Consider the following 25,968-nt stretch of genomic DNA (forward strand, 5'->3'; position numbering starts at 1 on the left):
GGCGTGGTAAATCAATTGGCTCGCCATTAAAAAATACATCGTGAATAAAACGCGACGAATAAGCCACCGATAACGCCCCTGCAATAGTGGCTAACACCGGGATTAACCACGACATAGAGCCAAGCACTTGCTGATGTAAGGTTTCGGCAAAAAACATTTCTTTAGATAAAAAGCCGTTAAGCAATGGCACACCCGCCATTGAAGCAGCCGCAACCATGGCAAGTGTGGCCGTATACGGTAAATACCGCCACATACCATTAAGCTTACGCATATCACGAGTGCCGGTTTCATGGTCAATTATACCTGCTGCCATAAATAGCGAGGCTTTAAACGTGGCATGATTAATAATATGGAATATTGCCGCCACAGTAGAGAGCTCAGTATCTAGGCCCAATAACAGGGTAATTAACCCTAAATGGCTAATGGTTGAGTACGCTAACAGACCCTTTAAATCGTGTTTAAATAAGGCGATATAAGCGCCAAATAAAAGCGTTGTTAAACCGGTTAAACCAACCAGTAAAAACCAAGTATCTGTACCTGAAAGTACTGGGTGAAAACGCGCTAATAAAAATATACCTGCTTTTACCATAGTCGCAGAGTGTAAATACGCGCTAACAGGGGTTGGGGCTGCCATAGCGTGAGGTAGCCAAAAATGAAATGGAAACTGTGCCGATTTAGTAAATGCACCTAGCAAAACTAATACCAGTGCTGTTTCGTATAAATCATGTGATTGAACAATTGCCTTGCTAGCTAAAATTACATCTAGGTCGTAACTGCCAACTATATCGGCCACTAACATTAAACCTGCCAGCAATGCTAAGCCACCGGCACCAGTAACAGCTAACGCCATGCGAGCGCCCTTTCGTGCTTCTGTTTTATGCCACCAATAGCTAATTAATAAAAACGAGCTAATGCTGGTCAGTTCCCAAAACAGCCAAAGCTGAATAACATTGTTAGACATAACAATGCCCAGCATTGCGGTCATAAACAACAATAAGTAACTATACAGCTTAGCTAAGGAGTCGTTTTTACTCAGATAATAACGTGCGTAGGTAATTACCAGTATGCCTATGCCTAAAATCATAAACATAAACAGTAAGCTCAAGCCATCAAGACGAAATGATAAGTCCAGTCCAACAGCGGGGATCCACGTTACAGCATAACGAATCGTTTCACCTGCTAAAATAGCGGGGGTGTGGTATAGCGTAATACCTAATGCTGCTAAAGGGGCAAGTACAGTGACAGCTGCAGCTTGCGTACGGGATAGTTTGCCGGTGCATGAAGAAATAACACTGCCAATTAAGGATAACAAAGGTATCCAGAGCAAAGTCATAATGTAGGGCCTTTTATAATCATAAGTTTATCCTTACGTTTTATACATCACGAAAAGATGCTTTTACTGTCTGTTTTTAAACGACATTAATACGTACAGTTATACTTATAAACGGCCATTTTGTCTATAGATAGCAAGCCTAATCGATTTAAATTTAATCAAGCTGAGCGGTTTTAGCAGCATTGATTTGATCAACCCACAAAGCCCTGTACCGCTTTGATAAACCTAGTTGTTGATACTGCATAATTGACCATTGCTTAGCTGGCTTATATGCCACGCCGCCTTGCTGGCAGCTTAAGCTTTTGTGCCATCCATTTGGCGCAGCCTCACCTTGCGAAATATATAAATTTGGGGCCACGTATCCTTGGCGTTTACACAGCCAGCGCTGTTTAGAAATAGGCAGCGTATATTCATCTTCAAAACCACTAAAGTGCATTAGCTCATGCAAAAATACATTATAGTTTGCCTGGGTACTTAGCTGCATTTTTTTACCTGTTACATTGGCGCTGCCGCTCGTACCCATAATAACAGTGTAGTCATAGCCGTTAGTAGACTGCGCTTTTAAGTACGCCTTTTGCCATAGGCAATTAGCCATGCCCGAGGTGGTAGCGCAGTCAATTGCGCCCCCAGCGTAAACCGGTTTACTTAAGCAATACGCCCCGCTTTGCGGCTCAGGTTTTTTATTATACTGCGCGGCAAAACTTGATAACTTAAACAAGGCTTCTCTATTTACACCTAATAGCAGCACATTGTAACTACAGCTATTGTTAATCGGCGGGCGTGTATTTAACGCTGCAAAACCAAGCTGATGTAAAAAGGAAGGCGAAACTTGCTCATAGTCACTCCCTTTGTGCAGCGCTAAATGGTTAAATGCCGCGCCTTTAGGCAGTAAGTTTTGAGCTAACAATAGTTGAAGGTCATTCCAGCGCCCTTGCTTTAAAAGAGCATGCGCGAGTTGTTGGCGCTTGTTATGCCCAACATGCTCAATACTTTGTAGCCAAAATAACTTTGCTTGTTCGTTTTTGCTTGCATTAATCAGCTTTAAAGAATAATTGTACTGGGCTGATGGGATATTTTTACGCGCTAAAAAGCCTAAGGTCAGCTCGGGAAGATGCGCTATATTATTTGAAAAGTAACGGGGAAATTGCCAATAACTTTGCAGCGGATTAGCCTGCGCGTGAAGTACATGCCAAAAGCTAATGCTGCTTAACTGGTTGCTAGAGCCTGCAATAAGCAGGCTAAATAGCAAACCAATCAGATAACACGGGTATTTAACTAGCGTCTGCACCAGCCATAAGCTCAAGCTCTAAACGTGCATATTTGTATTCAATAAACTCATGCACATTAGTGGATAATGCCAACCTAAAGTAATCAGCAGCTAAAAACTGCTCTCCGGCTGCTTGGTGCATTTTGGCTAAATAAAAGTACGCCTCGCACAAGCGCTGTGCGTATTCTTGCTCTGACTTAACGCCCTCGCTAATACCCGATAAAAACGTATGCTCACTCATATCGCCGGTATAAAGCGAAATTAACTGATACGCCCATTGCGATTCATCAAGGGCTGCAGCATTTGTTTTAAGAGCCGCTAATGCTTGTTGTTTATCCTCTTGTGACTGTGCAAGGTAAAGCCATAACACACGGTAAGGATCGTTGGGTGAACGCGCTAAAAACTCATCAAAGTCACTTTGCGCTAGGTTTGCTCTTTCACCATAATACAGTGCAATGCCACGGTTTAAATAAGCGTATTCATGCTCTTCATTAAGCTCAAGGGCTGAGTCAAAAAACTCATACGCTTTTTCGTATTGCTGCATTAAAGTGTGCTGGATACCTAAAAAGTTATACACCTCAGCTAAATCAGGCTTTAGTTTTATAGCGCGGTTAAAATCAATGCGCGATAACGTGGTCATTCCTAAGCTATCAAATAATACCCCACGGTCATAATAAAGCTTAGCTTGTTGCTCGGTACTTAAATCGGCTCTATTTAATAGCTCAGAGTAACGTGCAATCGCAATTTCACTTCTAAAGTCAGATGCAAGGGGTGCAGTAAAAGGCACATTAACAATCGGCGTAGGTTTTGATTCAGTCGTGGTTTGGCAAGCGCTTAAAGACAAAATAGCAAAAGATGCCAAAGCTAAATGTTTGAGTATCATTAAAATCCTTAATACCAAGATATATCGCAATAAAAATAAGACAGACCTTGTCTAATAAGGTTTCATTAAAGCATAAAAAAAGGGGCTAAACAGCCCCTTTTTTATTATCCCGCGTATATTAACGGGTTAAAGTTTAGCAATTATGCGTCTTTCGACTCATCAGCTGCAGGTGCTGCTGATTCCATTGCTTCTTTAATGCTTAGACGTACACGGCCTTGGCGGTCTACTTCTAGTACTTTAACTTTAACTTCTTGACCTTCACTTAAGTGGTCAGTTACGTTGTTAACACGCTCTGTGCTGATTTGAGAAATATGCACTAGGCCATCTTTACCAGGAAGAATGTTTACAAACGCACCAAAGTCAACAATACGTACAACTTTACCAGTGTAGATAGTACCTACTTCTAGTTCTGCTGTTAATTGCTCAATACGTGTAATTGCGTTTTGCGCGCTTTCACCGTCTGTTGCAGCAATCTTAATTGTACCGTCGTCTTCAATTTCAATTGTTGTGCCTGTCTCTTCAGTAAGTTGACGGATTGTAGCGCCACCTTTACCAATTACTTCAGCAATCTTCTTAGCAGGAATTTGCATAGTGTAGATGCGAGGAGCAAACATTGATAATTCTTCAGAAGGAGCAGAAATCGCTTCATCCATCACACCTAAAATGTGTAAACGTGCAGCTTTTGCTTGTTTAAGCGCAATTTGCATGATTTCTTGTGTGATACCTTCAATCTTGATATCCATTTGTAGTGCAGTGATACCGTTAGTAGTACCTGCTACTTTAAAGTCCATGTCACCTAAGTGATCTTCATCACCTAAGATATCTGAAAGAACAACAAACTTCTCACCTTCTTTCACAAGACCCATCGCGATACCCGCAACAGACGCTTTAATTGGTACACCCGCGTTCATCAGAGCTAGTGACGTACCACAAACAGATGCCATTGAAGACGAACCGTTAGATTCAGTGATTTCAGATACAACACGAATTGAGTAAGGGAACTCAGTAAGTGTAGGCATTACAGCAGAAATACCACGCTTAGCTAGGTTACCGTGACCAATTTCACGACGCTTAGGAGAACCTACAAAACCAGTTTCACCTACACAGAATGGAGGGAAGTTGTAGTTAAGCATAAAGTGGTTTTTGTGTGTGCCCGTTAAATCATCGATTAACTGTGAATCACGTTCTGTACCAAGTGTAGCTGTAACTAATGCTTGAGTTTCACCACGAGTAAAGATTGCAGAACCGTGAGTACGTGGTAATACGCCTGTCATTACGTCTAATGCACGGATCATGTCTGGTTCGCGACCATCGATACGTTTTTCACCAGCAGTGATGCGGCCACGTACAATTTTCTTCTCTAAAGAACCAAATACTTTACCTACTTCTTGCTTATCAAGTGTTTCATCTTCAGCAAGCTCGCTTGTAAGCGCTTCAATTACAGCGTCTTTTGCTGCAGTTAATGCTTCTTTACGCGCTACTTTATCGGTAATACGGTAAGCTTCACCTACTTTATCAGCAGCAAGTTCAGCTACTTTTTCTTCAAGCGATACGTTTTTCTCAGGTGCAGACCAATCCCATGTAGGCTTGCCCGCTTCTGCTTTAAATTCGTTGATTGCGTTGATAATAGCTTGAGATTGCTCATGGCCGTATACAACCGCGCCTAGCATTACGTCTTCAGCTAGTACGTCAGCTTCTGATTCAACCATTAGTACTGCGTTATCAGTACCTGCAACTACTAAATCAAGTTGGCTTTCTTCAAGCTCTTTTAGTGTAGGGTTAAGTACGTACTCACCGTTGATGTAACCAACGCGAGAAGCACCAATTGGGCCGCTAAATGGGATGCCAGAGATAGCAAGTGCTGCTGATGTACCAATCATCGCAACCATATCTGGTTGGATTTCAGGGTTTACAGAAACAACAGTTGCAATAACTTGTACTTCGTTTACGAAACCATTTGGGAAAAGCGGACGAATTGGACGGTCAATAAGACGTGCAATAAGTGTTTCGCCATCGTTAGGACGACCTTCACGCTTTAAGAAACCACCCGGGATACGACCCGCAGCGTACATACGCTCTTGGTAGTTAACTGTTAGTGGGAAAAAGTCTTGACCAGGTTGAGCTTCACGCTTACCAACTACAGTAACTAATACTGACGTGTCGCCGATGCTTGCTAATACTGCGCCGTCTGCTTGACGTGCGATTGCACCTGTTTCTAGGGTAACTGTGTGTTGACCTAGTTGAAATTCTTTAATAATTGCTTGCACTTAAAATATTCCTTAAATGTTTTTATATTTCATTAATAAGTGTCATTAAAAGGGCCAATTACAGTACATAATTGTATTCAGTTGGAAATCAATTAAGTACTACAATTGGCAAAATTTTTAATGACTGCAGATAACCTATTTATCTACGCGCATAGTATATACCAAAGCGACGTAAAATTGCGAGCCTACCCAAAGATAAAACGTAATCGCTTTTGCCACATTATTTTTTAATTGTTTTATAGAAAGGCGTTTAATTAAGCGTGTAATTTTTAGCTATGAAAAACCTTTAGATAGCTAGGTGAATAATTCGCTATTAAATTGTTCTTAAAGATAATTTTAACGCAGTGGTTGCAAGCGTTGCCTACCCTTAATTGTTAAGTGCTAGCACAAGGTTGGTGTTATTTATATTAAAGGGAGGTTAAATTAACGATGGGGTGTGAAGCGTTAAATTTAGGCGCAAAAAAAGGAGCTATAAAGCTCCTTTTCTCGTAATCAAGTTCTTAGCGACGTAGGCCAAGCTCTTGGATTAACGCAGTATAACGCGAGATATCTTTACCCTTAAGGTAATCAAGCAATTTACGGCGAGTACTTACTTTACGAAGCAGACCACGACGTGAGTGGAAGTCATGCTTGTGGTCAGCAAAGTGACCTTGAAGCTTGTTGATATCAAAAGTAAGTAAAGCTACTTGTACTTCAGGTGAACCAGTGTCGCCTTCAGCACGTGCAAATTTAGCAATGATATCGATTTTTTCTTGATTGCTTAGTGACATAATAACTCCAAAAGTTAAATTTAATAGGTGCTTTAGCCGATCACTAATTCAGCCAAAACGATTAAGCGGGCGTATTCTACCAACTATGAGAATAACTACAAGTTAAAGTTTACTCGGGTTGCTGATTAGACAAGCCACGCTTTGATTTTAAATGCCCGTCAGGGTTGCGCTCACCGGTACCAATAAACACACCATCAGCAAGAACTTTAATTGCCCCTTCGGGTAAATCAATGCCTAATACGACTGCTTGGCCATGGCTAAACGAAACACCCTGCTCTTTGCTAATTTCTACAACGGGTAAATCAACCAATGCACTATCCATTGGCAATAGTAATTCATCAAGGTATGTAGAAGGGGCAACCTCTTCTTCTTTAGCCTTAGCTAACAAGGTTTCAAGGTGCTCAAGCGATACCATTTTATCTTTAGGGTAATGGCCAACCGCTGAGCGATGCAGCATAATAACATGTGCGCCACAGCCTAGGTTTTCGCCTAAATCATCAACAATAGTACGAATGTAGGTCCCTTTAGATACATGGGCAGTCATTTGTACTTCGTTATTTGCTTCATCAAACTCATCAAGCGTTAAGCTAAACACGTTTATTTTTCGGCATTTACGCGGTACTTCAATGCCTTCACGCGCGTATTTATATAAAGGCTTACCTTCATATTTAAGCGCTGAGTACATTGATGGATACTGATCTGACTCGCCTAAAAACTTTTCAATTTCTGCAGCTAACTGTTCAGTGGTAACGTTTACATCACGGGTTTCAACCACTTCGCCATCTGAATCAGAGGTAGTTGTGCGCTCACCTAGCTTTGCTCTTACCACATAGGTTTTATCTGTATCGAGCAAAAATTGGGTAAACTTGGTCGCTTCACCAAAGCAAATAGGCAGCATGCCAGTGGCCAGTGGGTCTAGCGCACCGGTATGGCCAGCTTTTTGGGCAAAATAAATACCTTTAGCTTGCTGTAGGGCTTTGTTCGATGAAATGCCTTGAGATTTGTTTAACAACAAAATACCATCAATCGGACGGCCTTTACTGCGTCTTGCCATTAGTCTTTAGTGCCTTCTTCGCTATCAGTTTCATCATCAACATGTTTAGCGTTATCTTCGCGGATAACCGAGTCCACTAAGTTAGAGATACGCATCCCTTCCATTAGTGAGTTATCTACTACAAATTTAAGCTCAGGCATTATACGAGCACGAATACGCTTACCCAGTAACGAGCGGATATAGCCCGTTGCTTCGTTAAGTATTTTTGCGCTTTCTTTTGCTTTGTTTTCATCTTCGGTATTAAACACCGTAATAAAAACTTTTGCGTAAGATAAATCGCGCGATACTTCTACCGCAGACACTGTCACCATGCCTAAGCGCGGATCTTTAATTTCGCGTTGTAAAATTACAGCAATTTCTTTTTGAATTTGCTGAGCAACACGATCAGTGCGAGAAAATTCTCTCATGATTGTTTTCCTAAAATCATAACTTACTGAATTAAAATAATAAGTTAATTAAATAATGGATACAGAAATGGGGGCAAAGCCCCCATTTACAATCTTAGTTTACGAGCAATTAAAGTGTACGTTGTACTTCAACTGTTTCGAATACTTCGATTTGGTCACCAACGCGAACATCGTTGTAGTTCTTAACGCCGATACCACATTCCATGCCGTTACGAACATCTTGAACGTCATCTTTAAAGCGACGTAGTGACTCAAGCTCACCTTCGTAAATAACCACGTTATCACGTAGTACACGAATAGGTGCGCTGCGTTTAATAGTACCTTCAGTAACCATACAACCAGCAATTGCGCCAATTTTTGGAGACTTAAACACGTCACGTACTTCAGCAAGACCAATAATCTCTTGCTTAAACTCAGGAGCAAGCATACCAGACATGGCTTGCTTAACTTCTTCGATTAGCGCGTAGATTACGCTGTAGTAGCGAAGGTCTAAGTTTTCAGTATCAATCACTTTACGTGCAGATGCATCGGCACGAACGTTGAAGCCAACTACGATTGCGTTAGATGCAGCAGCAAGTGTTGCATCAGTTTCGGTGATACCACCTACGCCAGAACCAACAATCTTCACTTTTACTTCATCGGTAGAAAGCTTAGTTAGTGAGTCTGAAATTGCTTCGATTGAACCTTGAACGTCTGCTTTAAGTACCACGTTAACTTCTGATACATCGCCTTCAGCCATGTTAGTAAACATGTTTTCAAGCTTCGCTTTTTGCTGACGAGCCAATTTAACGTCGCGGAATTTACCTTGACGGTATAAAGCAACTTCACGCGCTTTACGCTCATCTTTAACAACAGTCGCTTCATCACCTGCAGCCGGAATACCAGATAGACCTAAAATCTCAACAGGAATAGAAGGACCCGCTGATTTAATGTCTTTACCGTTTTCGTCTTTCATTGCACGAACACGGCCGTATTCAAGACCACACAGTACGATATCACCTTGGTTAAGGGTACCTGATTGAACTAAGATAGAAGCAACCGGACCACGTCCTTTATCAAGACGAGATTCAATTACAACACCTGCTGCCATGCCTTCTGATGGAGCACGAAGCTCTAAAAGCTCAGATTGCATAAGAACAGCTTCAAGTAAGTCATCAATACCTAAGCCTGTTTTAGCTGAGATATGAACGTACTGCGTATCGCCGCCCCAATCTTCAGGGATAACATCTAACTGAGCTAGCTCGTTTTTAACGCGATCTGGATCTGCGCCTTCTTTATCCATTTTGTTTACAGCAATGATTAAAGGAACGCCAGCTGCGCGAGCATGCTGTACCGCTTCTTTAGTTTGTGGCATTACACCATCGTCAGCTGCAACCACTAGGATTACGATATCTGTCGCTTTAGCACCACGTGCACGCATTGATGTAAACGCGGCGTGACCTGGCGTATCTAAGAAAGTGATCATGTTGCCGTTAGTTTCAACGTGGTATGCACCAATGTGCTGTGTAATACCACCGGCTTCGCCTGATGCAACTTTAGCTGAACGAATGTAATCAAGCGTTGATGTTTTACCATGGTCAACGTGACCCATTACAGTTACTACTGGCGCACGCGGCTCAGACTTACCATCTTCATGACGGTCATTTAGTACTGTTTGCTCTAATTCGTTTTCTTTAACGATGATAACTTTGTGACCCATTTCTTCAGCAACAAGTTGTGCTGTTTCTTGGTCAATCACTTGGTTAATGGTAACCATGTCACCCATTTTCATCATTGTTTTAACAACTTCAGCGCCTTTAACAGCCATGCGTGATGCAAGCTCAGCTACTGTAATTGTTTCGCTAATACGCACTTCATTTTTAACATCTGCAGTTGGTTTTTGGAAACCATGTTGCAATGACGTAGGTGCTTTTAGCTTGCCTTTACGGCCTTTAGCGCCTGCAAATTTATCTTTTGCTGGGGCTTTTTTCTTTTTCTTCGCGCGGCGTGAACCTTGCTCATCACGTGCATCGGCAACATCTTCTGCCTCACGTGCATAAGTAGAAGTCGTAAGATGGTGATCCGCGGTTTCTTCGCGTTTCTTACGTTCTTCTTCTTCTTTTTTCCAGCGAGCTTCATTTTCTTCAGCTAGCTTTCTTGCCTCTTCTGCTTGACGTTTCGCTTCTTCTTCAGCTTTCTTCAATGCGGCCTCTTCTGCTTCTTTCTGCAGACGCTCAGCTTCGATGCGATCTTTCTCAGACTTAGCACTTTGCTCTGGGGTCATCTGCTGTTGTTTAGCTTTACGCTCTGCATCTGCTTTGCGTTTAGCTTCTTCTTTGGCTTTACGATCAGCGTCTTCTTTTGCTTTACGTTCTGCCTCTTGTTTCGCTTTTAATTCAGCGGCTTCTTGTGCAGCTTTTTGCTGCTCTTCGATACGCGCTTTTTCTTCAGCGGCTAGACGTTGCTGTTCTTGCTCTTGCTCCATTGCGCTCTTTTTCACGTAAGTACGTGTTTTGCGAACTTCAACTTGAACAGCTTTTGCCTTACCCGTAGAGCCCGTTACACTTAATGTGCTTTTGCTCTTACGTTGTAAAGTCATACGTGCTGGGCCATCTGAACCAGTACCACCGTGCGATTTGCTTAAGTGATCAAGTAACTGTGCTTTTTCAGCTTCAGTTACATTATCACCTGCTTTTTTAGTGATACCCGCTTGTGAAAATTGCTGAAGCAATTTATCAACAGTTGTACCTATATCGCCGGCTAGTTTTTCAACATTTACTTCTGCCATAGTGTGTAATACCTCCGTTAATAAATTACTCGTCTGCGAACCAACAAATATTACGTGCAGCCATAATTAGCTCACCTGCTTTTTCAGGTGTCAGCTCTGTAATATCTACCAATTCATCAATACCTTGCTCAGCTAAGTCTTCAAGTGTAATTACACCCATGCTTGCCATAACAAATGCTAGATGACGCTCTAAGCCTTCAAGCGCAAGTAAGTCTTCAGCAGGCTCTACACCTTCTAAGCTTTCTTCCGTTTTAAGCGCTTTAGTGGTTAATGCATCTTTTGCACGTGAGCGCAGTAAATCAACCGTTTCTTCATCTAGGCCGTCGATTTCTAAAAACTCAGAAGCCGGCACATATGCTACTTCTTCAAGTGTTGAGAAACCTTCGTTGATAAGTAATGATGCAAATTCATCATCAATATCTAAGTTTTCAGTAAATAAGTTAATTAACTTATCTGACTCTGCTTCGTTTTTAGCGCGCATGTCTTCAACAGTCATTACGTTTAGTTCCCAGCCAGTTAATTGGCTTGCTAAACGAACATTTTGACCATTGCGACCAATTGCTTGTGCTAGGTTATCAGCTTCTACAGCGATATCCATTGAATGAGTGTCTTCATCCATTACGATTGAAGCGACTTCAGCCGGTGCCATTGCGTTAATAACAAACTGCGCTGGGTTGTCATCGTAAAGTACGATATCAACACGCTCGCCACCAAGCTCTGATGATACAGCTTGAACACGTGCACCACGCATACCAACACACGCACCTACTGGGTCAATACGCTTGTCGTTAGATTTAACGGCGATTTTAGCGCGTGAACCCGGATCGCGTGCTGCAGCACGAAGCTCAATCATTTCTTCGCCAATCTCTGGCACCTCAATGCGGAATAATTCCATCAGCATTTCTGGTTTTGAACGCGTTACAAATAACTGTGCGCCGCGAGCTTCAGGTTTAACTTCGTAAAGAAGACCACGGATACGATCTCCTGGACGGAAGTTTTCACGTGGCAGCATATCGTCACGGTAAATAACCGCTTCTGCGTTGTTACCTAAATCAAGTACGATTGCATCACGTGTTGCTTTTTTAACGACACCTGTTACTAGCTCGCCTTCTTGATCTTTATAAGCTTCTACAACTAAAGCGCGCTCAGCTTCACGTACTTTTTGTACGATAACTTGCTTTGCCATTTGTGTAGTTATGCGGTCGAATTTGATAGATTCAATCTGTTCTTCAACATAATCACCCAGTTGCAAGTCAGGTTCTTCAACTTGAGCTGCTTCTAATGTGATTTCGCTGTAAGGGTTTTCTAAAGAACCATCTTCTTGAACTTCTGCAATCTGCCAACGACGGAACGTGTCGTAATCACCGGTTTTACGGTCGATTGATACACGTACTTCAATTTCGCCATCGTGTTTTTTCTTTGTCGCTGTTGCTAGAGCGAACTCTAACGCTTCAAAAATCTTTTCTTTTGGAACCGCTTTCTCATTGGAAACGGCTTCAGCAACCAATAATATCTCTTTTGCCATGGGTAATGCCTCGCTTGCCCTATTCCTTCGCACTCGAATTAAAACTTTGCGATGATGTTCGCACGTTCGATATTGCTAAGCATGATTAAGTGCTCTTCGCCATCGCTTTTAAGTGTGATCATATCACTGCTAACTGCTACTAAGTCGCCTTTAAAATTACGGCGACCGTCTTGTGGAAGCTTAGTACGCACACGTACTTCCTCTCCTTGCGCCTTCTCGTAATGATCTTGTTTGAATAATGGACGATCAACACCAGGAGACGATACTTCCAAATCATATTCATTTGTAATTGGGTCTTCGACGTCTAAAATCGCACTAATTTGGCGACTCGCATCCGCACAATTATCAACAGATATTCCATCCTCATGGTCAATATAAACCCTTAAGGTAGAATGGCGGCCTGCTTGTACAAACTCAAGACCATGTAATTCAAAGCCTAACATTTCTACTGCAGGCGTAAGCATGGTTAATAAATCTTGCTCAAGTTTTGTCACGAAAATCCTCCATACAAACAAAAAAAGGGCTTATAGCCCTAAAATACTGAGTTTAAGTTTTGATTTAATGACAAAGCCATAAATCAATGGTGCAGATACAACAACGCCCCGAACCAAGCGGGGCGTCACACCAATAAAGCATAAAACTGTGTGGCCTCAGGCCAAGCTTGGCTGCGGGTCATTACACTGACCAAATTAAACTACATTAGCTTAAACGCAAAACGCGCATTACTTAGAATGCGCGATATAGAATTAGTAAGGATATACCTACTATAAAAATTGGTTGCGGGAGCCGGATTTGAACCGACGACCTTCGGGTTATGAGCCCGACGAGCTACCAGGCTGCTCCATCCCGCGCCAATAGATATTAAACCTAAAATTCAATATCGCTGTTAGTGGTTAATCAACCGCTAAACAATGGCGGCTATTATAAGGATATACGGGGTAATTAGCAACCATAATAACTAATAAGTTTGATAAAATCAGTGAACCCCCATTTTAAGCTTCACCAGTATGTACTATGATTATGCAGACGTTAAAATGGTAATCGTAACGTCACTAATATGTACGTAAAAAGCCGTATATTCATAAATAAAATATCTAAAATTCATAAAACTGATACAATTTTGTGCTTTTTACGTTTAGATTACGTGCGATATTTGAGCAACGCACTATACTAAAAGCTCACCGATGTGGATAAAAATAAAAATTACAAAATTTAATGAGATTGCTAATGAATACTTATCAGCCACAGTTAATTAAAAGTTTGCATATAGTTAAGCCAAACTTTCATGCGTTTACCGCGCGCTTTCATGCAAAGCTTGAAGAGTCAAATATAACAATGCAGTACCCTAGTGCCGCTTATTTTAACGAAAAAAGTTATATTTTATATTGTGTTTTAGAACGTATAGTTAGGCATTTAGATAATCCATCTTCTGTTGTCCCATTTTTAACCTTTCACTTGCAATACTTAAAAAAGATGGGCGTTACACCAAAAGAAATATCGCTACTGTGCGATGCCTTTTACGATACCTTAAACGAGCACTTAGGGCGTTTATTCACCGCACAAACACAGTTTGCTTGGCAAAAAGCGCTTCGTTATTTTGAAAGTTTTGCTAATACAACTTTGTTTAACAAAACAAATGTTATTTCGCTTGAGCAAAAAATCACTCAACTTCGCACAAGTAAGCTTTAAGTAATACAAGCTTTAGCTTTTATGGATGTATGAGCAAACTACCTAGATCCACGTTGTCGCTTTTTACGTACAACTTAATTTAGGTGGTTTATGGCCCATTATAAAGTGTTGCGCCTAATTTTAGGTGATCAACTCAATGCTTCGCATTCGTGGTTTAAAGAAAAAGAGCCTAATACGCTTTATTTAATTGCCGAGTTAAAACAAGAAACCAATTACGTTAAGCACCATGTGCAAAAGTTATGTGCTTTTTTTTATGCGATGGAGCGTTTTGCTACAGCTTTACAAAGCGCGGATTACAGCACGCTTCACCTTACCCTAGATGATACCCACCAAGACAAAACCTTGCCTAATTTACTCACGCGCATAGCCAAGCAGTATCGTTGCAGTGAAATACATTATCAATACCCTGATGAATTTCGCCTCAAAGCACAGCTAAGTAAATTTAAAAAAGAGTCTGGTTTTCGCGTTAAAGCCTATGACACCGAGCATTTTATGCTGCCATTTGAACGTATTAACGAGCGGTTTGAAAAAAACAAACATGTGACTATGGAGCACTTTTATCGTGCTATGCGAAAGCAATACACTATTCTTATGGATGGGAGTAGCCCGCAAGGAGGTCAATGGAACTTTGATAGTAATAACAGAAACAAATTTAAAAAAGCAGATTTAAACGCTATCCCCCCGCCAAAATTATTTAATAACGATGTAAGCTCTATCATTAGCAGACTTAAAAAACATAACGTAAATTACTTTGGTGAAATAAATCCTCAGCAGCTGCCATGGCCGCTCACTCGCAAACAAGCCAAAACGTGTTTAGAGTATTTTTGTATCCACCTACTAAAAAATTTCGGCCAGTTTCAAGATGCAATGACCGACCAAGTTACAAATAACGCCAGCTTGTACCATAGCCGTTTATCATTTGCTTTAAACGCCAAGTTAATCCACCCGCTGTACGTTATTAGGCGTGTAATTGACGAATTTAATGCTCATCCCGACACAATTTCGATTTCTCAAGTAGAGGGCTTTGTTAGGCAAATCCTAGGTTGGCGTGAATATGTTCGCTGTATATATTGGGCAAACATGCCCGACTATGCACAAAAAAACCAATTACAGGCTAACCAGTCGTTACCGGAGTACTTTTGGCAGGGTAATGTAAAAATGAACTGTTTAAGCCACGCATTAACGCAGAGCTTAGACACCGCATACGCTCATCATATTCAAAGATTAATGATCATTGGTAATTTTTGCTTATTAACAGGCATCGACCCTAATGAAGTCGACCAGTGGTATTTAGGGGTTTATATTGATGCCATTGAATGGGTTGAAATGCCTAACACTCGTGGCATGAGCCAATTTGCAGATGATGCTATTATCGCCACTAAACCCTATGTAGCCAGTGGTAATTACATCAATAAAATGAGCGATTACTGCAAAAACTGTCATTATGATGTTAAGCAAAAAGTAGCTGAGAAGGCGTGTCCTTACAACAGCTTATATTGGCAATTTATGAATAAACACCGCGCATTACTTGAAAAAAACCCACGCATTGGCATGGTTTATAGAAACTGGGATAAACAAACACCCCAACTTCAACAGCAGACCTTAGCCCAAGCAAATTATTATTTAACGCATATAAACGAGTTATAAAAACGAAAAAGCCGCCTCAGTTGAGGCGGCTACAATCAGGGAAAATGTTTATTAGCGATTATTTACCTTCAATTAGGTTTCCACCGCCAATTTCAATTTTACGAGGTTTAAGTGCTTCTGGGATTTCGCGCTCCAGGTCAATGCTAAGCAGACCGTTGGCTAAATCGGCACCGAGTACTTTTACATGATCCCCAAGTTGAAACTTACGCTCAAAGTTACGTTCCGCAATACCTTGATGAATAAACTTGCGCTCTTCATTTTCATCTTTGTTTGGTTTAGTGCCTGCAACTTTTAAAGTGTTGTTCTCTGACTCAATGGTGAGTTCATTTTCACTAAAACCAGCAACGGCCATAGTGATTCTGTATTTGTCTTTATCTAGTGCTTCGATATTATAAGGAGGAAAGCTAGGCTGCTTGTCTGTACGAGCTGCCGCATCCATTAAAGATGCTAAATGATCAAAGCCGATGAATGAACGATAAAGTGGTGATAAGTCTACTGTACGCATAATAATATCCTCATATTTAAGCGATATAATGTTGTTACTTTTCGTTTGAACAAGTACAACATAATTAAATTAATAATATAAATTTCAATAACTTCTGTATTTTTTGGGACCCATCAGGCGTCCTCACTAAACTATTTATGGGCAGTAAAATAGTTTTCAAGTAATTAAATTAAAAAAAGTGAAAAAAAATAAAAAAGGGCACAAAAAAGTGCCCTCTTCGTATATTCATCAAATTACTCAATACACGTTACTTAATAAAAGTACCGCGAATTGGATAGTCGTTTTCGCGTGAAAATTTAATACCGCCTAGCACCTGCTTAAGGCTTGGGCGAACAAATGGGCTATTTGATTTATCAAGCATCTGTACTTGGTTATCTTCGTTTAAGACAATAATACAAGGCTCAGAAAATGGGTGATCTGTTTCAGCATCACTGCGCGGTTCACTAATGTATAAGCCTAGATCAGTCATTTGCTCAATGGTTAAATTGTAATAAAGAGGGAAATTTACGTCTATTTTTTCAAGATGCTTTTTAAGCTGCTCTTCGCTATCGCCACTTACTGCTACAACTTCTACACCTGCGCTGGCAAAATCGTCATGCATTGTTGCAAGCTCGTTGAGTTGCTCGGTACATTTAGGGCAATGCTGGCCTCTGTACACCACTATCATTTTCCAAGGTTTGTCGCTTACGCGGTCAACTAAATTCACGTCATTGTTATCTAAATCGCTTACCACTAAAGGCTGCATTACACTCGCTGGCTGTAAATTAACGTTACTCATTGTGATCTCCTTTTACTATTAAACTTAGGGTGTAGTAATAGAGCTTAGGGTATCTTTGTTTATTTCAACCATGAAAATGTAACTGAGAACGAAATGGCAGGTGACTCGCTTTTACTAAGTAGCCTTGTTTAATGTGATTAGGAGAATTATAAGCTGTAAGCAGAATAATAAAATGTTAGATAAAACAGGCATGTTGTTCTTTTTAAGTAGCATTAGCACAGTATAAACACCAAGCAGATGTAAATAAGAAACGTAAAGCTAACTCCAGCCTTTTATTTTTCTGTAAATAGTCGAGGCGCTTACGCCTAAATAGGCCGCAGCAAGTGGAATGTTATCATCGCATACGGCTATTGCCGACTCTATTGCCCTTTTTTCAACTTGCCACAGGGGCTCTATGTCGTGTACGCCCATAAGCGAGTTAGTTTGTATTTGCTCTGCAGATTGAGACGAGCTGCTGTTTTTGATTGGAATAGCAGAATTAACACCAAATGAGCTTGGCAACATATCTAACTCAACTACCTCACCCTCGTTGATAACAACGATATTTTCGATAACATTTTGCAGCTCACGGATATTACCGGGCCAATCGTAGTTACAAAAAAGGTTTTCAACTTCTTTTGAAAAGCGATGGAATAACTTAGCGTTACTTTCACTTTTTTGCTTTAAAATATGCTTTGCAAGCAACATTATATCGCCAGCTCGCTCGCGTAGCGGAGGTAACTTTACAGGAATAACATTAAGCCTATAGTATAAATCTTCTCTAAAACGCCCTTCGGCAACTTCAACTACAGGGCTTCTATTTGTTGCACACACTAGCCTTACATTACTGTGTAAAACCTCGCTACTACCTACCCGATTAAACGCACCCGTTTGTAAAAAACGCAATAACTTAGCCTGTAGGTTGAGCTCCATTTCACACAGCTCATCTAAAAATAAAGTACCACCGTTTGCAACTTCTACAGCCCCTTTCCTGTCACTTAGCGCTCCGCTAAAGGCCCCTTTTACATGGCCAAAAAACTCTGACTCAAATAACTCTCCTGGAATAGCAGCACAGTTAATTGCAATAAATGGCCCTTCACTTCGTGGGCTAGTGTCGTGCAAAGTTTGCGCGCACACCTCTTTACCTGTGCCACTCTCACCTGTAATAAAAACACATGCTTTGCTTCGCGCTGCACTATCTAAAAGCCTAAACACCGTTTGCATTGCTAACGATTCACCAATAAACCCGGAAGTGTTTTGCGCTTTTTGTTCTTGAATTTTAACTGCAGGAGGTGCTTTTTGCGAAAGCGCGCTATCTACGGCGCTCACTAAGCGCTGGCCTGAAAACGGTTTTTCTAAAAAATCAAAACCACCTAAACGCATTGCCTCTACTGCAACATCAATAGAGCTATTTGAGGTGATCATGACTACGTTAGCGGGCTTTTCTTGCTTTTTAACAAACTGCAGCACTTCTAAACCACTAATATCGGGCAAACAAACATCTTGGACAATGACATCAGGCATCACCTCTTTTATACCTACCAAGGCAGAGTAGCCATCGGTAAAGTGTTTACATTCGTGCCCTGCTTGCTCTAATTGACTCGCATAAAGAGCCCCGCTTGCAATGCTGTCTTCTACTATATAAACCAGTGATTTTTTTTGAGAATCGTTCATGGCAGAGCCTTTTAGGTAATATTATTAGCAATAACTTGGTATGCAGCATGGGTTTTTTCTAGATTATGTTGAACGATCTGAGCAGCGTGAATATTTTCTTCAATGGTAACAGGGGGGTAATCATGTAATTGACTGGCAAGGGCTGCCAAAGTTAATGCGCCATATAGCGCCGCAGAATTTTTAAGTACGTGCATTATATCTTTAATATTATCTTCATCTTGCTCATCAACTGCATTTTTAAGACGAACTCGCATTTCTTCTAATTCATTAATAAATAAGTTTACCAGCCTTACTAAAGTAAGTGAGCCAACATCTTGCTCTAATTGCGCTAGCACATGAGCTTGAGTGATGGTGTTATCAATATATTCTTCAGGTATTGGCATATTAGGCCTTTATTTATTATTGTGATACGAAGCTTTATACATTTAGAGTAAGTCGTTTTTCGCATTTTGCAAATCTAAACATTAAGTTAAGTGTACATTTTTACCCATGTCGCCGTATTATTAGCTAAACTGCTTGGTCTTCCGAGTAAGTAACCTTGTGCTACATCACACCCTAGCTGCTCTAATATTTGTAATTGCTCGCGCTGTTCAATCCCCTCAGCAATGGTTTCTAACCCGAGTCTTTGCGCCATAGCAATAATTGCGCTACACAGGGTAAAGTCTTCATTGTTCGTTGTAATGCCACTTATAAAGCTGCGATCTATTTTTAGCCCATCAATATTAAACTGCCTTAAAAGGCCTAAAGAGGCATAGCCCGTTCCAAAATCGTCTAGCCAAATTTTTACCCCTTCTTTATGAAAATGCTCAAATGTTTTAGCAATACGCTGCGGACTTTTTATTAATGCTGTTTCTGTTAATTCTACTTTTATGGCTGCGGGGTCTATTTTATACTTATCAAGTAAGCTCATTACTTTAGAAAACACATCCCCTTCAATAATTTGTACCGGCGAAATATTCAATGAAATAGTTATATCATTCATACCTATTTTTCTCATTTGGCTTAAATCGCTTAGGGTTTGCTTAAAAATCCAATCACCTAAATCTAAAATCATACCTGACTGTTCTACATGCGGAATAAATTCATCTGGGCCAACAACACCATAGCGTGAAGATTCGCAGCGCACTAATGATTCAAAGCCAACTAATTGCCCACTTGTTAAAGATACAAGCGGCTGGTACACCATATTAAAACAATGGTTTTTCATTGCATGAGCCATAATTTGCTCAAGTTCATGCCAGCGTGCAATGTTGACCGTATTGATAGGCTCTAAACTTTTAAAAGCATTCATAAATTTCTCCACAAATAAGGGCTCACCGTAAGCTTGTTACATAAATTGCAAATTACAGACCAAAACGAGCCGTCAAAAACAAAAAATAAATACATAAAATTCAATTAGTTAAAGTCGGGTTGTTAGTCTAAAATTATTGATCTATATATTTGCATTTTGCAAATCACACTGACACGCAAGCTGATTTAAAGTGGGAGCAGGAGTAAGCGATGGTTTGGGTATAAAGTGGCTTTAAAAATAAAAAGGCTGACCTAATTGCTTAGAGTCAGCCGAAATAAATACTAAAGGAGAAGTATTGTTTAGTTGTTTAAACCTTGTGTGCCTGATTGGGCAGATTGCTCATCTATGTTTTGAGCGTAGTTTAATGTGTTGCTTTCAATAGTGGCATTATCTAAATCACTATTGCTAAATTTATTGGTGAACATCTCGGTATTGCCTTTATTAACAGGTTCAATAGTAACGGTGCCTCGCAGTGCTGTTGCACCAACAATAACAGCTGCAACAATAATAATAGACAGCACCATTAACTCTGGAGTAAGAACAAAAGACATTTTTTTTGGTTGCTGTTTAACTTTAGTATTAGTTTGCATAATGGACACCCTTAAAATTTATTTAACTACTTAGCAAATTTATATCAACGATAACTTCGCTCTACTTGGTGTTTATATTGCGAAAGCCATGCCAAAATAAATTTAATGATGATAAAAAATTTAAGTCTTTATAAAACAATGGGTAAATTAATTACTTTGATAGGGATAATAAAAAATAGCTGAGCGGATATTTGCATTATGAGATTTCAATTTCATTTTGATTTGCAAAATGCAAACCAATTTAAAAATAACCATTAAGAACCAACCTACACAACCCAATCAATTAAAAAGGATTAGTATTTCAGCATTATTTACAGTTTTGCTTAATATATTAAGGCTTTTTAGGCAGTAAAAGTAATTGACTACGCATTACTCAATCGCCATCGCTTTTTTTGAGAAAACAGTCAATTTTAACCTTTTGAGGTTAAATTTTTGCTAAACCCACTATTTATGTTTATTTACTTAACAACTAAAAACTTTAATCATAAATACCTTAAGGCCATCTATAACTATTAACCTAAAAGCACGGTTGCATTGCTTGTTACTTTAATAACGACCAAATTTCGTTAATGCGCTCTAACTTAGAGTGTTTAGCGTCATTAAGTTTTGGTAAGTATTGATTTAAGAGCAAATTGAGTTTTTCGCTAATAATTGGTTTAGCTAAATAGTCATTCATTCCTGCTTTAATAAAACGCTCTTTATCTCCATGAATGGCATTCGCTGTTAACGCTATAATAGGGGTGACAATAGCTAACTCTCTGATTTTTTTAGTGGCAGAAATACCGTCTAAAATTGGCATTTGAATATCCATAAATATTAAATCTATTGTTTGCGTTTGAACTTTTTCAATCGCCTCTTGCCCATTACTGGCTATTTTGACTAAGCACCCTTGCTGCTCTAAAAATTGCTGAATCACAATTTGGTTATTTTTATTGTCTTCAACCACGAGTACGTGCGTACCTTTAAATGTCTGAGCATTAATAGTGGCTGTGTTTAGTGTGGTTTCTTTTTTATTAGTAAAAATAATATCAAGATGAAAAAGCTCTTCCTCAAGCGCAGCAATCGCTCTGGGCAAATGCGAAGGCTTAAAAGGCCCATTAAACATCAACATACCAGAGCTCGGCGCCTCTGTTTTTTGGTTTTTACCCAGTAGGTCTATGAGTAATAAACACGGTTTATTTAGGCTCTTGTAACTTTTTAAAAATTGTTGCGCTGCATCTAAATCGGCTTTATTAGTGGTAACAATAGCGTCGGGCGTATCGATACTGTCTAGCTTTTCGATGTTTTCAAAGCGTGAAAAATCTATCGAATGGCGAGTAAGCATATGCTCTATCGCATTGTTTAATGCCAAGTTTTTACTTATTACACACACATAGGGCTTTTTGGCTCTGGCAGAAAAGCCTTCTCTTTGCACCTGCTCGCTTGTATCTATTAATAAAGGGTAATTCACAATAAACTCACTCCCTTTACCAAACTGCGAGTTAACAGTAATGCTGCCCCCTGCAGCATCACATATTTGCTTACATATGGCTAAACCTAATCCACTGCCGCCATATTCCCGAGTGATAGAGTTATCCGATTGTATAAACGGCTTAAACATACTCTCGAGCTTATTTTGCGCAATCCCTATTCCTGTATCTTTAAAGCTAAGCTGCAACGTAAATTTATTATTTTCAAACTCAACACACCGTGCTGTCACTATAAGTGAACCATTTTGAGTAAACTTAATTGCATTTGAGAGTAAATTTATTGCAATTTGCCTTATACGACCATGATCGCCCACCACCTGCGCAGGAACATCAGGGTGCAGATCAAAAATAAGTTCGAGGCCTTTTTGCACGGCGCTTTCACTTACAATATCAATAGCCTCTTCTAAGCAAATATCGAGGCTAAATGGCTGATTATCTATTGAGATTGCTTGCGCTTCAAAGCGTGAGTAGGTCAGCACGTCATCTAAAATACTCAATAATGCATCTGAACTTGTTTTAATCATTTGGGTGTAACGTTTTTGATCTGTTGTAAGCCCAGTGTCGTGTAAGATATCTGCACAGCCAATCACTGCATTTAAAGGTGTGCGTATTTCATGGCTTATATTGGCCATAAAGCGACTTTTAGACTCAGCCAGCGATTCAGCCTGGTGCTTAGCATCTAAGAGTATTTGTTCAGCTATCACACGTTCTTGAATATCAACCACGGTCGCCGCTATAGAGGTTAAGTGTGTGCCATTAAATGAAGTAATGGGTGTGAGGGTCATTTCAACCCAATTTGGCTCATTAAGCGCATTGGTTAACCTAATATCTAAACGTTTAACTTCTCGGTTGCCACTACTGTAGCCTGTAAGTGCAGTATTTAGCTTTTCCACATCCTCGCCCATTACAAAATTAGCAATGGGTAAGCCAAGGTGTTTATTTATGTCTGTTTGGAAAAAATCTTGCCATGCTTTGTTCATAAACAATAACCCGCCCTGCGCATCTAACCTCAATACAATATCAGGGATGTTATCGACCACAGAGTGGTAGTTATATTCTATTTCAGCCATGGCTTGTTCAGCTTTTACACGCTGGGTAATGTTGGTTTCTATGGCTATAAAATGCTTAACATTACCGTCATCATCTTTTACAGGGGTAGCATCAATAGCAACCCAGTATTCGTTTTTATTTTTATCATAATTAACGGTTTCTATTTGAAAAGGCTCGGCATTTTTAATCGCTTTAGCCATTAACTGGCGCGACTCTAGGCTTGTTTTAGGCCCTTGCAACAGTTTACCGGGGCTAAGCCCGATGACTTCTTCACATTTATAACTAGTAAGCGTTTCAAAGCTTTTATTAACCCATTCTATTTTGCCAAATCGGTCGGTAATTATAACTAAATTATTGGTGTGGCTTGCCACTAAAGAAAGTCGCTTAGCGTACTCTTGTTGCTGGGTGAGTAAGTATTGGTAGTCTTTATGTCGTTGAATGTCGTGTAACGAGCCAATAAACCCGCCGCTATCGTCGCAGGCCAAGCGCATTTCAAACCAGTTAGTAAGGCCGTCATTATTTTTTACTTGCAGCTCTATACTGGCACTAAAAACGCCTTCAAAAATAGACTCAATATACGCTGACAGCTTTAACGAGTCTTTGGTCTCTAACAGCGATGTGATTTTTTTACCTATGAGCATGGCCGGCGTAAAACCCAACTTATTAAGCCATGCTTCGTTCACGTAGCTAAACACTAAATGTTTATCACATTCAAATACACATTCATCAAGTAAGGCAAGTAACTTAGTTTGCCTGCGGGTATTTGCAGAAAGCTGCTCTATTAGCGCGTAATGAACTTGTACTTGTAGCTCGTCTTTTTCTTCCATATGCGCCTCATTCATTTACTAATTCTGTGTGGCTGCACACCTTGGCATAAAGCGGAAAAACCTCTTCACAGTAAAATGATTGCTCAAACGGCGTTCTGCTTGATGTACAGTCATTAAGTACCGTCACATTAAAGCCAAGCTCTACCGCAGAACGCGCCGTAGAGTCAATGCAAATAGAGGTCACCGTGCCTGCTAAAACAATGTTAGTGATGCCATTTTTATTAAGCACATTTGCAAGCTCTGTATGAGTAAACGCATTTAACCCGCGTTTACCGGGTATTTGCATAATACGTTTGCCATATTTATCAAACTCTTTAATGCCTTGAGCACCATAAGAGTCGGCTTTAAAAGCCCCTACTTCGGCAATCACTTTTAAAATACCAATTGGGTTTTTAAGCTCGCTATAATCTTGTGTAAAGTGAATAGGCGTACTGAGCACTAATGCAAATTTATCTATGTATTTGTCTAGCAGCGCTAACGTGTTATTTACCACGCCGGTTACTCTTGATGACTCTTCAACCACTTGGTATAAAATGCCATCAGGCGAAAAGTAATCATTTTGAAAACCAATGAGCAGCAAAGCTGTTTTTGATAAATCGTTCATAACGTCCTCCTAAACGGGCCTTTAGGCAGCTTGCCAAGGCTTAATAAACTCTTCTAATACAGCTTTTGTTACCGGTTTTTGAAGATAGTGCGTCACCCCTTTTTCGAACAACTGAGCAATTTGTTGCTCCTCAGTAATGCCCGTTAAAATAACTTTTGGCGTGTTATCGTTTGGGGTGTTTTGTTTAATAAGCTGCTGAGCCACATCACTGCCAAACATACCTGGCATACGCTCATCTAACAGCAGTAAATCGAAAGGTTCTTGCTGGGCAATAAGTAAGGCACTTGAGCCATTTTCTGCACAGGTGACTGCGCAGCCAAGCATTTCAAGCATGACTTTGGTCGCAACTTGGCTTGGCAAGCTGTCATCAGCAACCAATACAGATAATTTGCTGTGGGTATTTAAATTATTAACCGCATTTACTAAGTCAGTATCAAAAAACGGCCACGCCAATACAGGTTGAGAAATAGCGTGATGGCTTTGCAGCTCACTGAGCGCATCAAATGCGCAAATTTTTATACTCTGAGACGCCCCACTATTTAAAAAATCACTCGCAAGTTGCTCTGCAGATAGGTGACGCGCATCTTCAATTTTTAAAGCGTTGGTGTGGTTGCTGTCGGCGAGTTTTAAACCATAGTTTTGCGCACTAAAGTTAACTAGGTAATGAATGCTTTGCTCTAAGTCGACTTTACTATTAGCTGCGCTAATAAGCTCTTTGTTTGTATCTACCGCTGAAATTGGCTCACGGGTTGCAAGTAAACCGTGTATATCAATGGTGTGCATTTCAGGATTCGAATCTACCCAGTAATTTAAATTAATACCCTGTAAATTGGCCTCTACTGTTAGCAGAAAATGGCTTTTAGCGGCTTTTAGCGAAGGCAAAATAAACGCTTCACACTGGATAATCATTTGCTCAGGAGACACCTGTAAACAAATATAATTACACTGTAATTTGTTGATGAGTGTAATTGCCACATTTGTGTTGTCTGCTTTGCAAAAGCGGGCAATTACCCCTTGAATAATTTCTAAAACATGGCTGTTATTACTCATCATCGTTCCTAATAAGAATGGCTCTGTAGTTAAATATCAATTTACATGCCACTTGCAGCGTCTTTACTAATACGATGAATTCATTAGATTTAAAAATTACACATCCTTTGCATAAATGCGCTTTTGCAAATTGCAATTCAAAATGCATGGCAAATGAGTAATTAAGCGAGTTAACAGTAAAACAGAATTAACCAATCGATTTTTTGCGCTTTAAATTATTAATTAATCGTTTAATATGAACCCAACTAAATTGAGGAGAGTATTATGCTTACAGTAATTTTTGGCCGCGAAGGCTGCCCATTTTGTGTACGTGCTAAAGACGTTGCCGAACAACTATCAAATGAGCGTGATGATTTTAAGTTTCGTTACATCGATATTATCAAAGAAGGCATTAGCAAAGCGGATTTAGAAAAGTCTGCAGGAAAACCATGCCCAACTGTGCCACAAATTTTTGTCGATCAAACCCACATTGGTGGATTTACTGAATTTGAAGCTTACGCAAAAGAAAATCTAGGCCTATATAAATAACGCTTTGTATATAG

Annotated in this window: 22 protein-coding genes and 1 tRNA gene; 3 read left to right on the forward strand and 20 right to left on the reverse strand. The window is 40.1% G+C overall.

Translation table 11 applies throughout. The annotated features are described in order from the left end of the window. From L650_RS0117885 to L650_RS0117935, 11 genes are all read right to left on the reverse strand, one after another. Positions 1-1,333, reverse strand: a 1,333-nt coding sequence (locus L650_RS0117885; protein ID WP_029773954.1) for a proton-conducting transporter membrane subunit, incomplete at its 3' end; no start/stop codon positions are given. A gap of 154 nt (positions 1,334-1,487) precedes the next feature. After that, positions 1,488-2,621 carry a hypothetical protein gene (locus tag L650_RS0117890; RefSeq protein WP_085065521.1) on the reverse strand — a complete coding sequence of 378 codons (1,134 nt, stop codon included), beginning with the start codon at positions 2,619-2,621 and terminating at the stop codon, positions 1,488-1,490. After that, complete coding sequence (nlpI, locus tag L650_RS0117895; protein WP_029773956.1) at positions 2,605-3,483, reverse strand: lipoprotein NlpI; 879 nt, start codon at positions 3,481-3,483, stop codon at positions 2,605-2,607. Before nlpI ends, L650_RS0117890 begins: the two co-directional genes overlap by 17 nt. Positions 3,484-3,623: 140 nt before the next feature. Further along, the gene (gene pnp, locus L650_RS0117900) at positions 3,624-5,750 is read right to left on the reverse strand and encodes a polyribonucleotide nucleotidyltransferase (RefSeq protein ID WP_024033789.1); all 2,127 of its coding nucleotides are present in this window, start codon (positions 5,748-5,750) and stop codon (positions 3,624-3,626) included. Positions 5,751-6,250: 500 nt separating this feature from the next. Beyond that, the gene (gene rpsO / locus L650_RS0117905; protein WP_004585888.1) at positions 6,251-6,520 is read right to left on the reverse strand and encodes a 30S ribosomal protein S15; all 270 of its coding nucleotides are present in this window, start codon (positions 6,518-6,520) and stop codon (positions 6,251-6,253) included. 109 nt (positions 6,521-6,629) lie between these two features. Then, positions 6,630-7,574 (reverse strand): tRNA pseudouridine(55) synthase TruB, encoded by a 945-nt coding sequence (truB, locus tag L650_RS0117910; RefSeq protein ID WP_029773957.1) that lies wholly within the window; start codon positions 7,572-7,574, stop codon positions 6,630-6,632. Next, positions 7,574-7,981, reverse strand: a complete 408-nt coding sequence (rbfA, locus tag L650_RS0117915) for a 30S ribosome-binding factor RbfA (protein WP_004585886.1) — start codon at positions 7,979-7,981, stop codon at positions 7,574-7,576. Before rbfA ends, truB begins: the two co-directional genes overlap by 1 nt. 109 nt (positions 7,982-8,090) lie before the next feature. After that, the gene (infB, locus tag L650_RS0117920) at positions 8,091-10,748 is read right to left on the reverse strand and encodes a translation initiation factor IF-2 (RefSeq protein ID WP_004585885.1); all 2,658 of its coding nucleotides are present in this window, start codon (positions 10,746-10,748) and stop codon (positions 8,091-8,093) included. Positions 10,749-10,773: 25 nt separating this feature from the next. Further along, positions 10,774-12,273: a transcription termination factor NusA gene (nusA, locus tag L650_RS0117925; RefSeq protein ID WP_029773958.1), complete on the reverse strand. Its 1,500-nt coding sequence runs from the start codon at positions 12,271-12,273 to the stop codon at positions 10,774-10,776. A 38-nt stretch (positions 12,274-12,311) separates the two neighbouring features. After that, complete coding sequence (gene rimP / locus L650_RS0117930; RefSeq protein ID WP_004585883.1) at positions 12,312-12,767, reverse strand: ribosome maturation factor RimP; 456 nt, start codon at positions 12,765-12,767, stop codon at positions 12,312-12,314. A gap of 280 nt (positions 12,768-13,047) precedes the next feature. Continuing rightward, a tRNA-Met gene (locus L650_RS0117935) sits at positions 13,048-13,124 on the reverse strand. Between the two features lie 376 nt (positions 13,125-13,500). Between L650_RS0117935 and L650_RS0117940 the strand changes: the two genes are divergently transcribed. After that, a complete protein-coding gene (locus L650_RS0117940) occupies positions 13,501-13,962 on the forward strand; it encodes a globin (protein ID WP_029773959.1) in 462 nt (153 codons plus the stop codon). A gap of 90 nt (positions 13,963-14,052) precedes the next feature. Further along, complete coding sequence (locus L650_RS0117945) at positions 14,053-15,609, forward strand: cryptochrome/photolyase family protein (RefSeq protein ID WP_029773960.1); 1,557 nt, start codon at positions 14,053-14,055, stop codon at positions 15,607-15,609. Positions 15,610-15,667: 58 nt separating this feature from the next. On the opposite strand, the gene L650_RS0117950 is transcribed toward L650_RS0117945, so the two are convergent. From L650_RS0117950 to L650_RS0117990, 9 genes are all read right to left on the reverse strand, one after another. After that, positions 15,668-16,114 (reverse strand): Hsp20 family protein, encoded by a 447-nt coding sequence (locus L650_RS0117950; RefSeq protein ID WP_004585880.1) that lies wholly within the window; start codon positions 16,112-16,114, stop codon positions 15,668-15,670. Between the two features lie 247 nt (positions 16,115-16,361). Then, positions 16,362-16,892: a peroxiredoxin-like family protein gene (locus tag L650_RS0117955; protein WP_004585879.1), complete on the reverse strand. Its 531-nt coding sequence runs from the start codon at positions 16,890-16,892 to the stop codon at positions 16,362-16,364. 258 nt (positions 16,893-17,150) lie between these two features. Next, positions 17,151-18,545, reverse strand: a complete 1,395-nt coding sequence (locus tag L650_RS0117960; protein ID WP_029773961.1) for a sigma-54-dependent transcriptional regulator — start codon at positions 18,543-18,545, stop codon at positions 17,151-17,153. Positions 18,546-18,556: 11 nt separating this feature from the next. Next, the gene (locus L650_RS0117965) at positions 18,557-18,928 is read right to left on the reverse strand and encodes an Hpt domain-containing protein (protein ID WP_029773962.1); all 372 of its coding nucleotides are present in this window, start codon (positions 18,926-18,928) and stop codon (positions 18,557-18,559) included. A gap of 86 nt (positions 18,929-19,014) precedes the next feature. Further along, entirely contained in the window at positions 19,015-19,836 is an 822-nt protein-coding gene (locus tag L650_RS0117970; protein WP_223230600.1) for a putative bifunctional diguanylate cyclase/phosphodiesterase, read from the reverse strand. Positions 19,837-20,135: 299 nt separating this feature from the next. After that, positions 20,136-20,426, reverse strand: a complete 291-nt coding sequence (locus tag L650_RS0117975) for a hypothetical protein (RefSeq protein ID WP_024033795.1) — start codon at positions 20,424-20,426, stop codon at positions 20,136-20,138. A 541-nt stretch (positions 20,427-20,967) separates the two neighbouring features. Next, on the reverse strand, positions 20,968-23,787 hold the full coding sequence (locus L650_RS0117980) for a PAS domain-containing hybrid sensor histidine kinase/response regulator (RefSeq protein WP_085065522.1): 2,820 nt from the start codon (positions 23,785-23,787) through the stop codon (positions 20,968-20,970). Beyond that, positions 23,780-24,376, reverse strand: a complete 597-nt coding sequence (locus tag L650_RS0117985) for an isochorismatase family cysteine hydrolase (protein WP_004585874.1) — start codon at positions 24,374-24,376, stop codon at positions 23,780-23,782. Before L650_RS0117985 ends, L650_RS0117980 begins: the two co-directional genes overlap by 8 nt. Positions 24,377-24,397: 21 nt before the next feature. Next, positions 24,398-25,429 (reverse strand): response regulator, encoded by a 1,032-nt coding sequence (locus L650_RS0117990; protein WP_223230601.1) that lies wholly within the window; start codon positions 25,427-25,429, stop codon positions 24,398-24,400. 261 nt (positions 25,430-25,690) lie between these two features. Here L650_RS0117990 and L650_RS0117995 point away from each other — a divergent pair, with 261 nt between their 5' ends. After that, positions 25,691-25,954 (forward strand): GrxA family glutaredoxin, encoded by a 264-nt coding sequence (locus tag L650_RS0117995; RefSeq protein ID WP_004587283.1) that lies wholly within the window; start codon positions 25,691-25,693, stop codon positions 25,952-25,954. Positions 25,955-25,968 lie beyond the last annotated feature (14 nt).

Source organism: Pseudoalteromonas sp. TB51, assembly GCF_000498055.1.
Classification (GTDB): Bacteria; Pseudomonadota; Gammaproteobacteria; order Enterobacterales; family Alteromonadaceae; genus Pseudoalteromonas; species Pseudoalteromonas atlantica.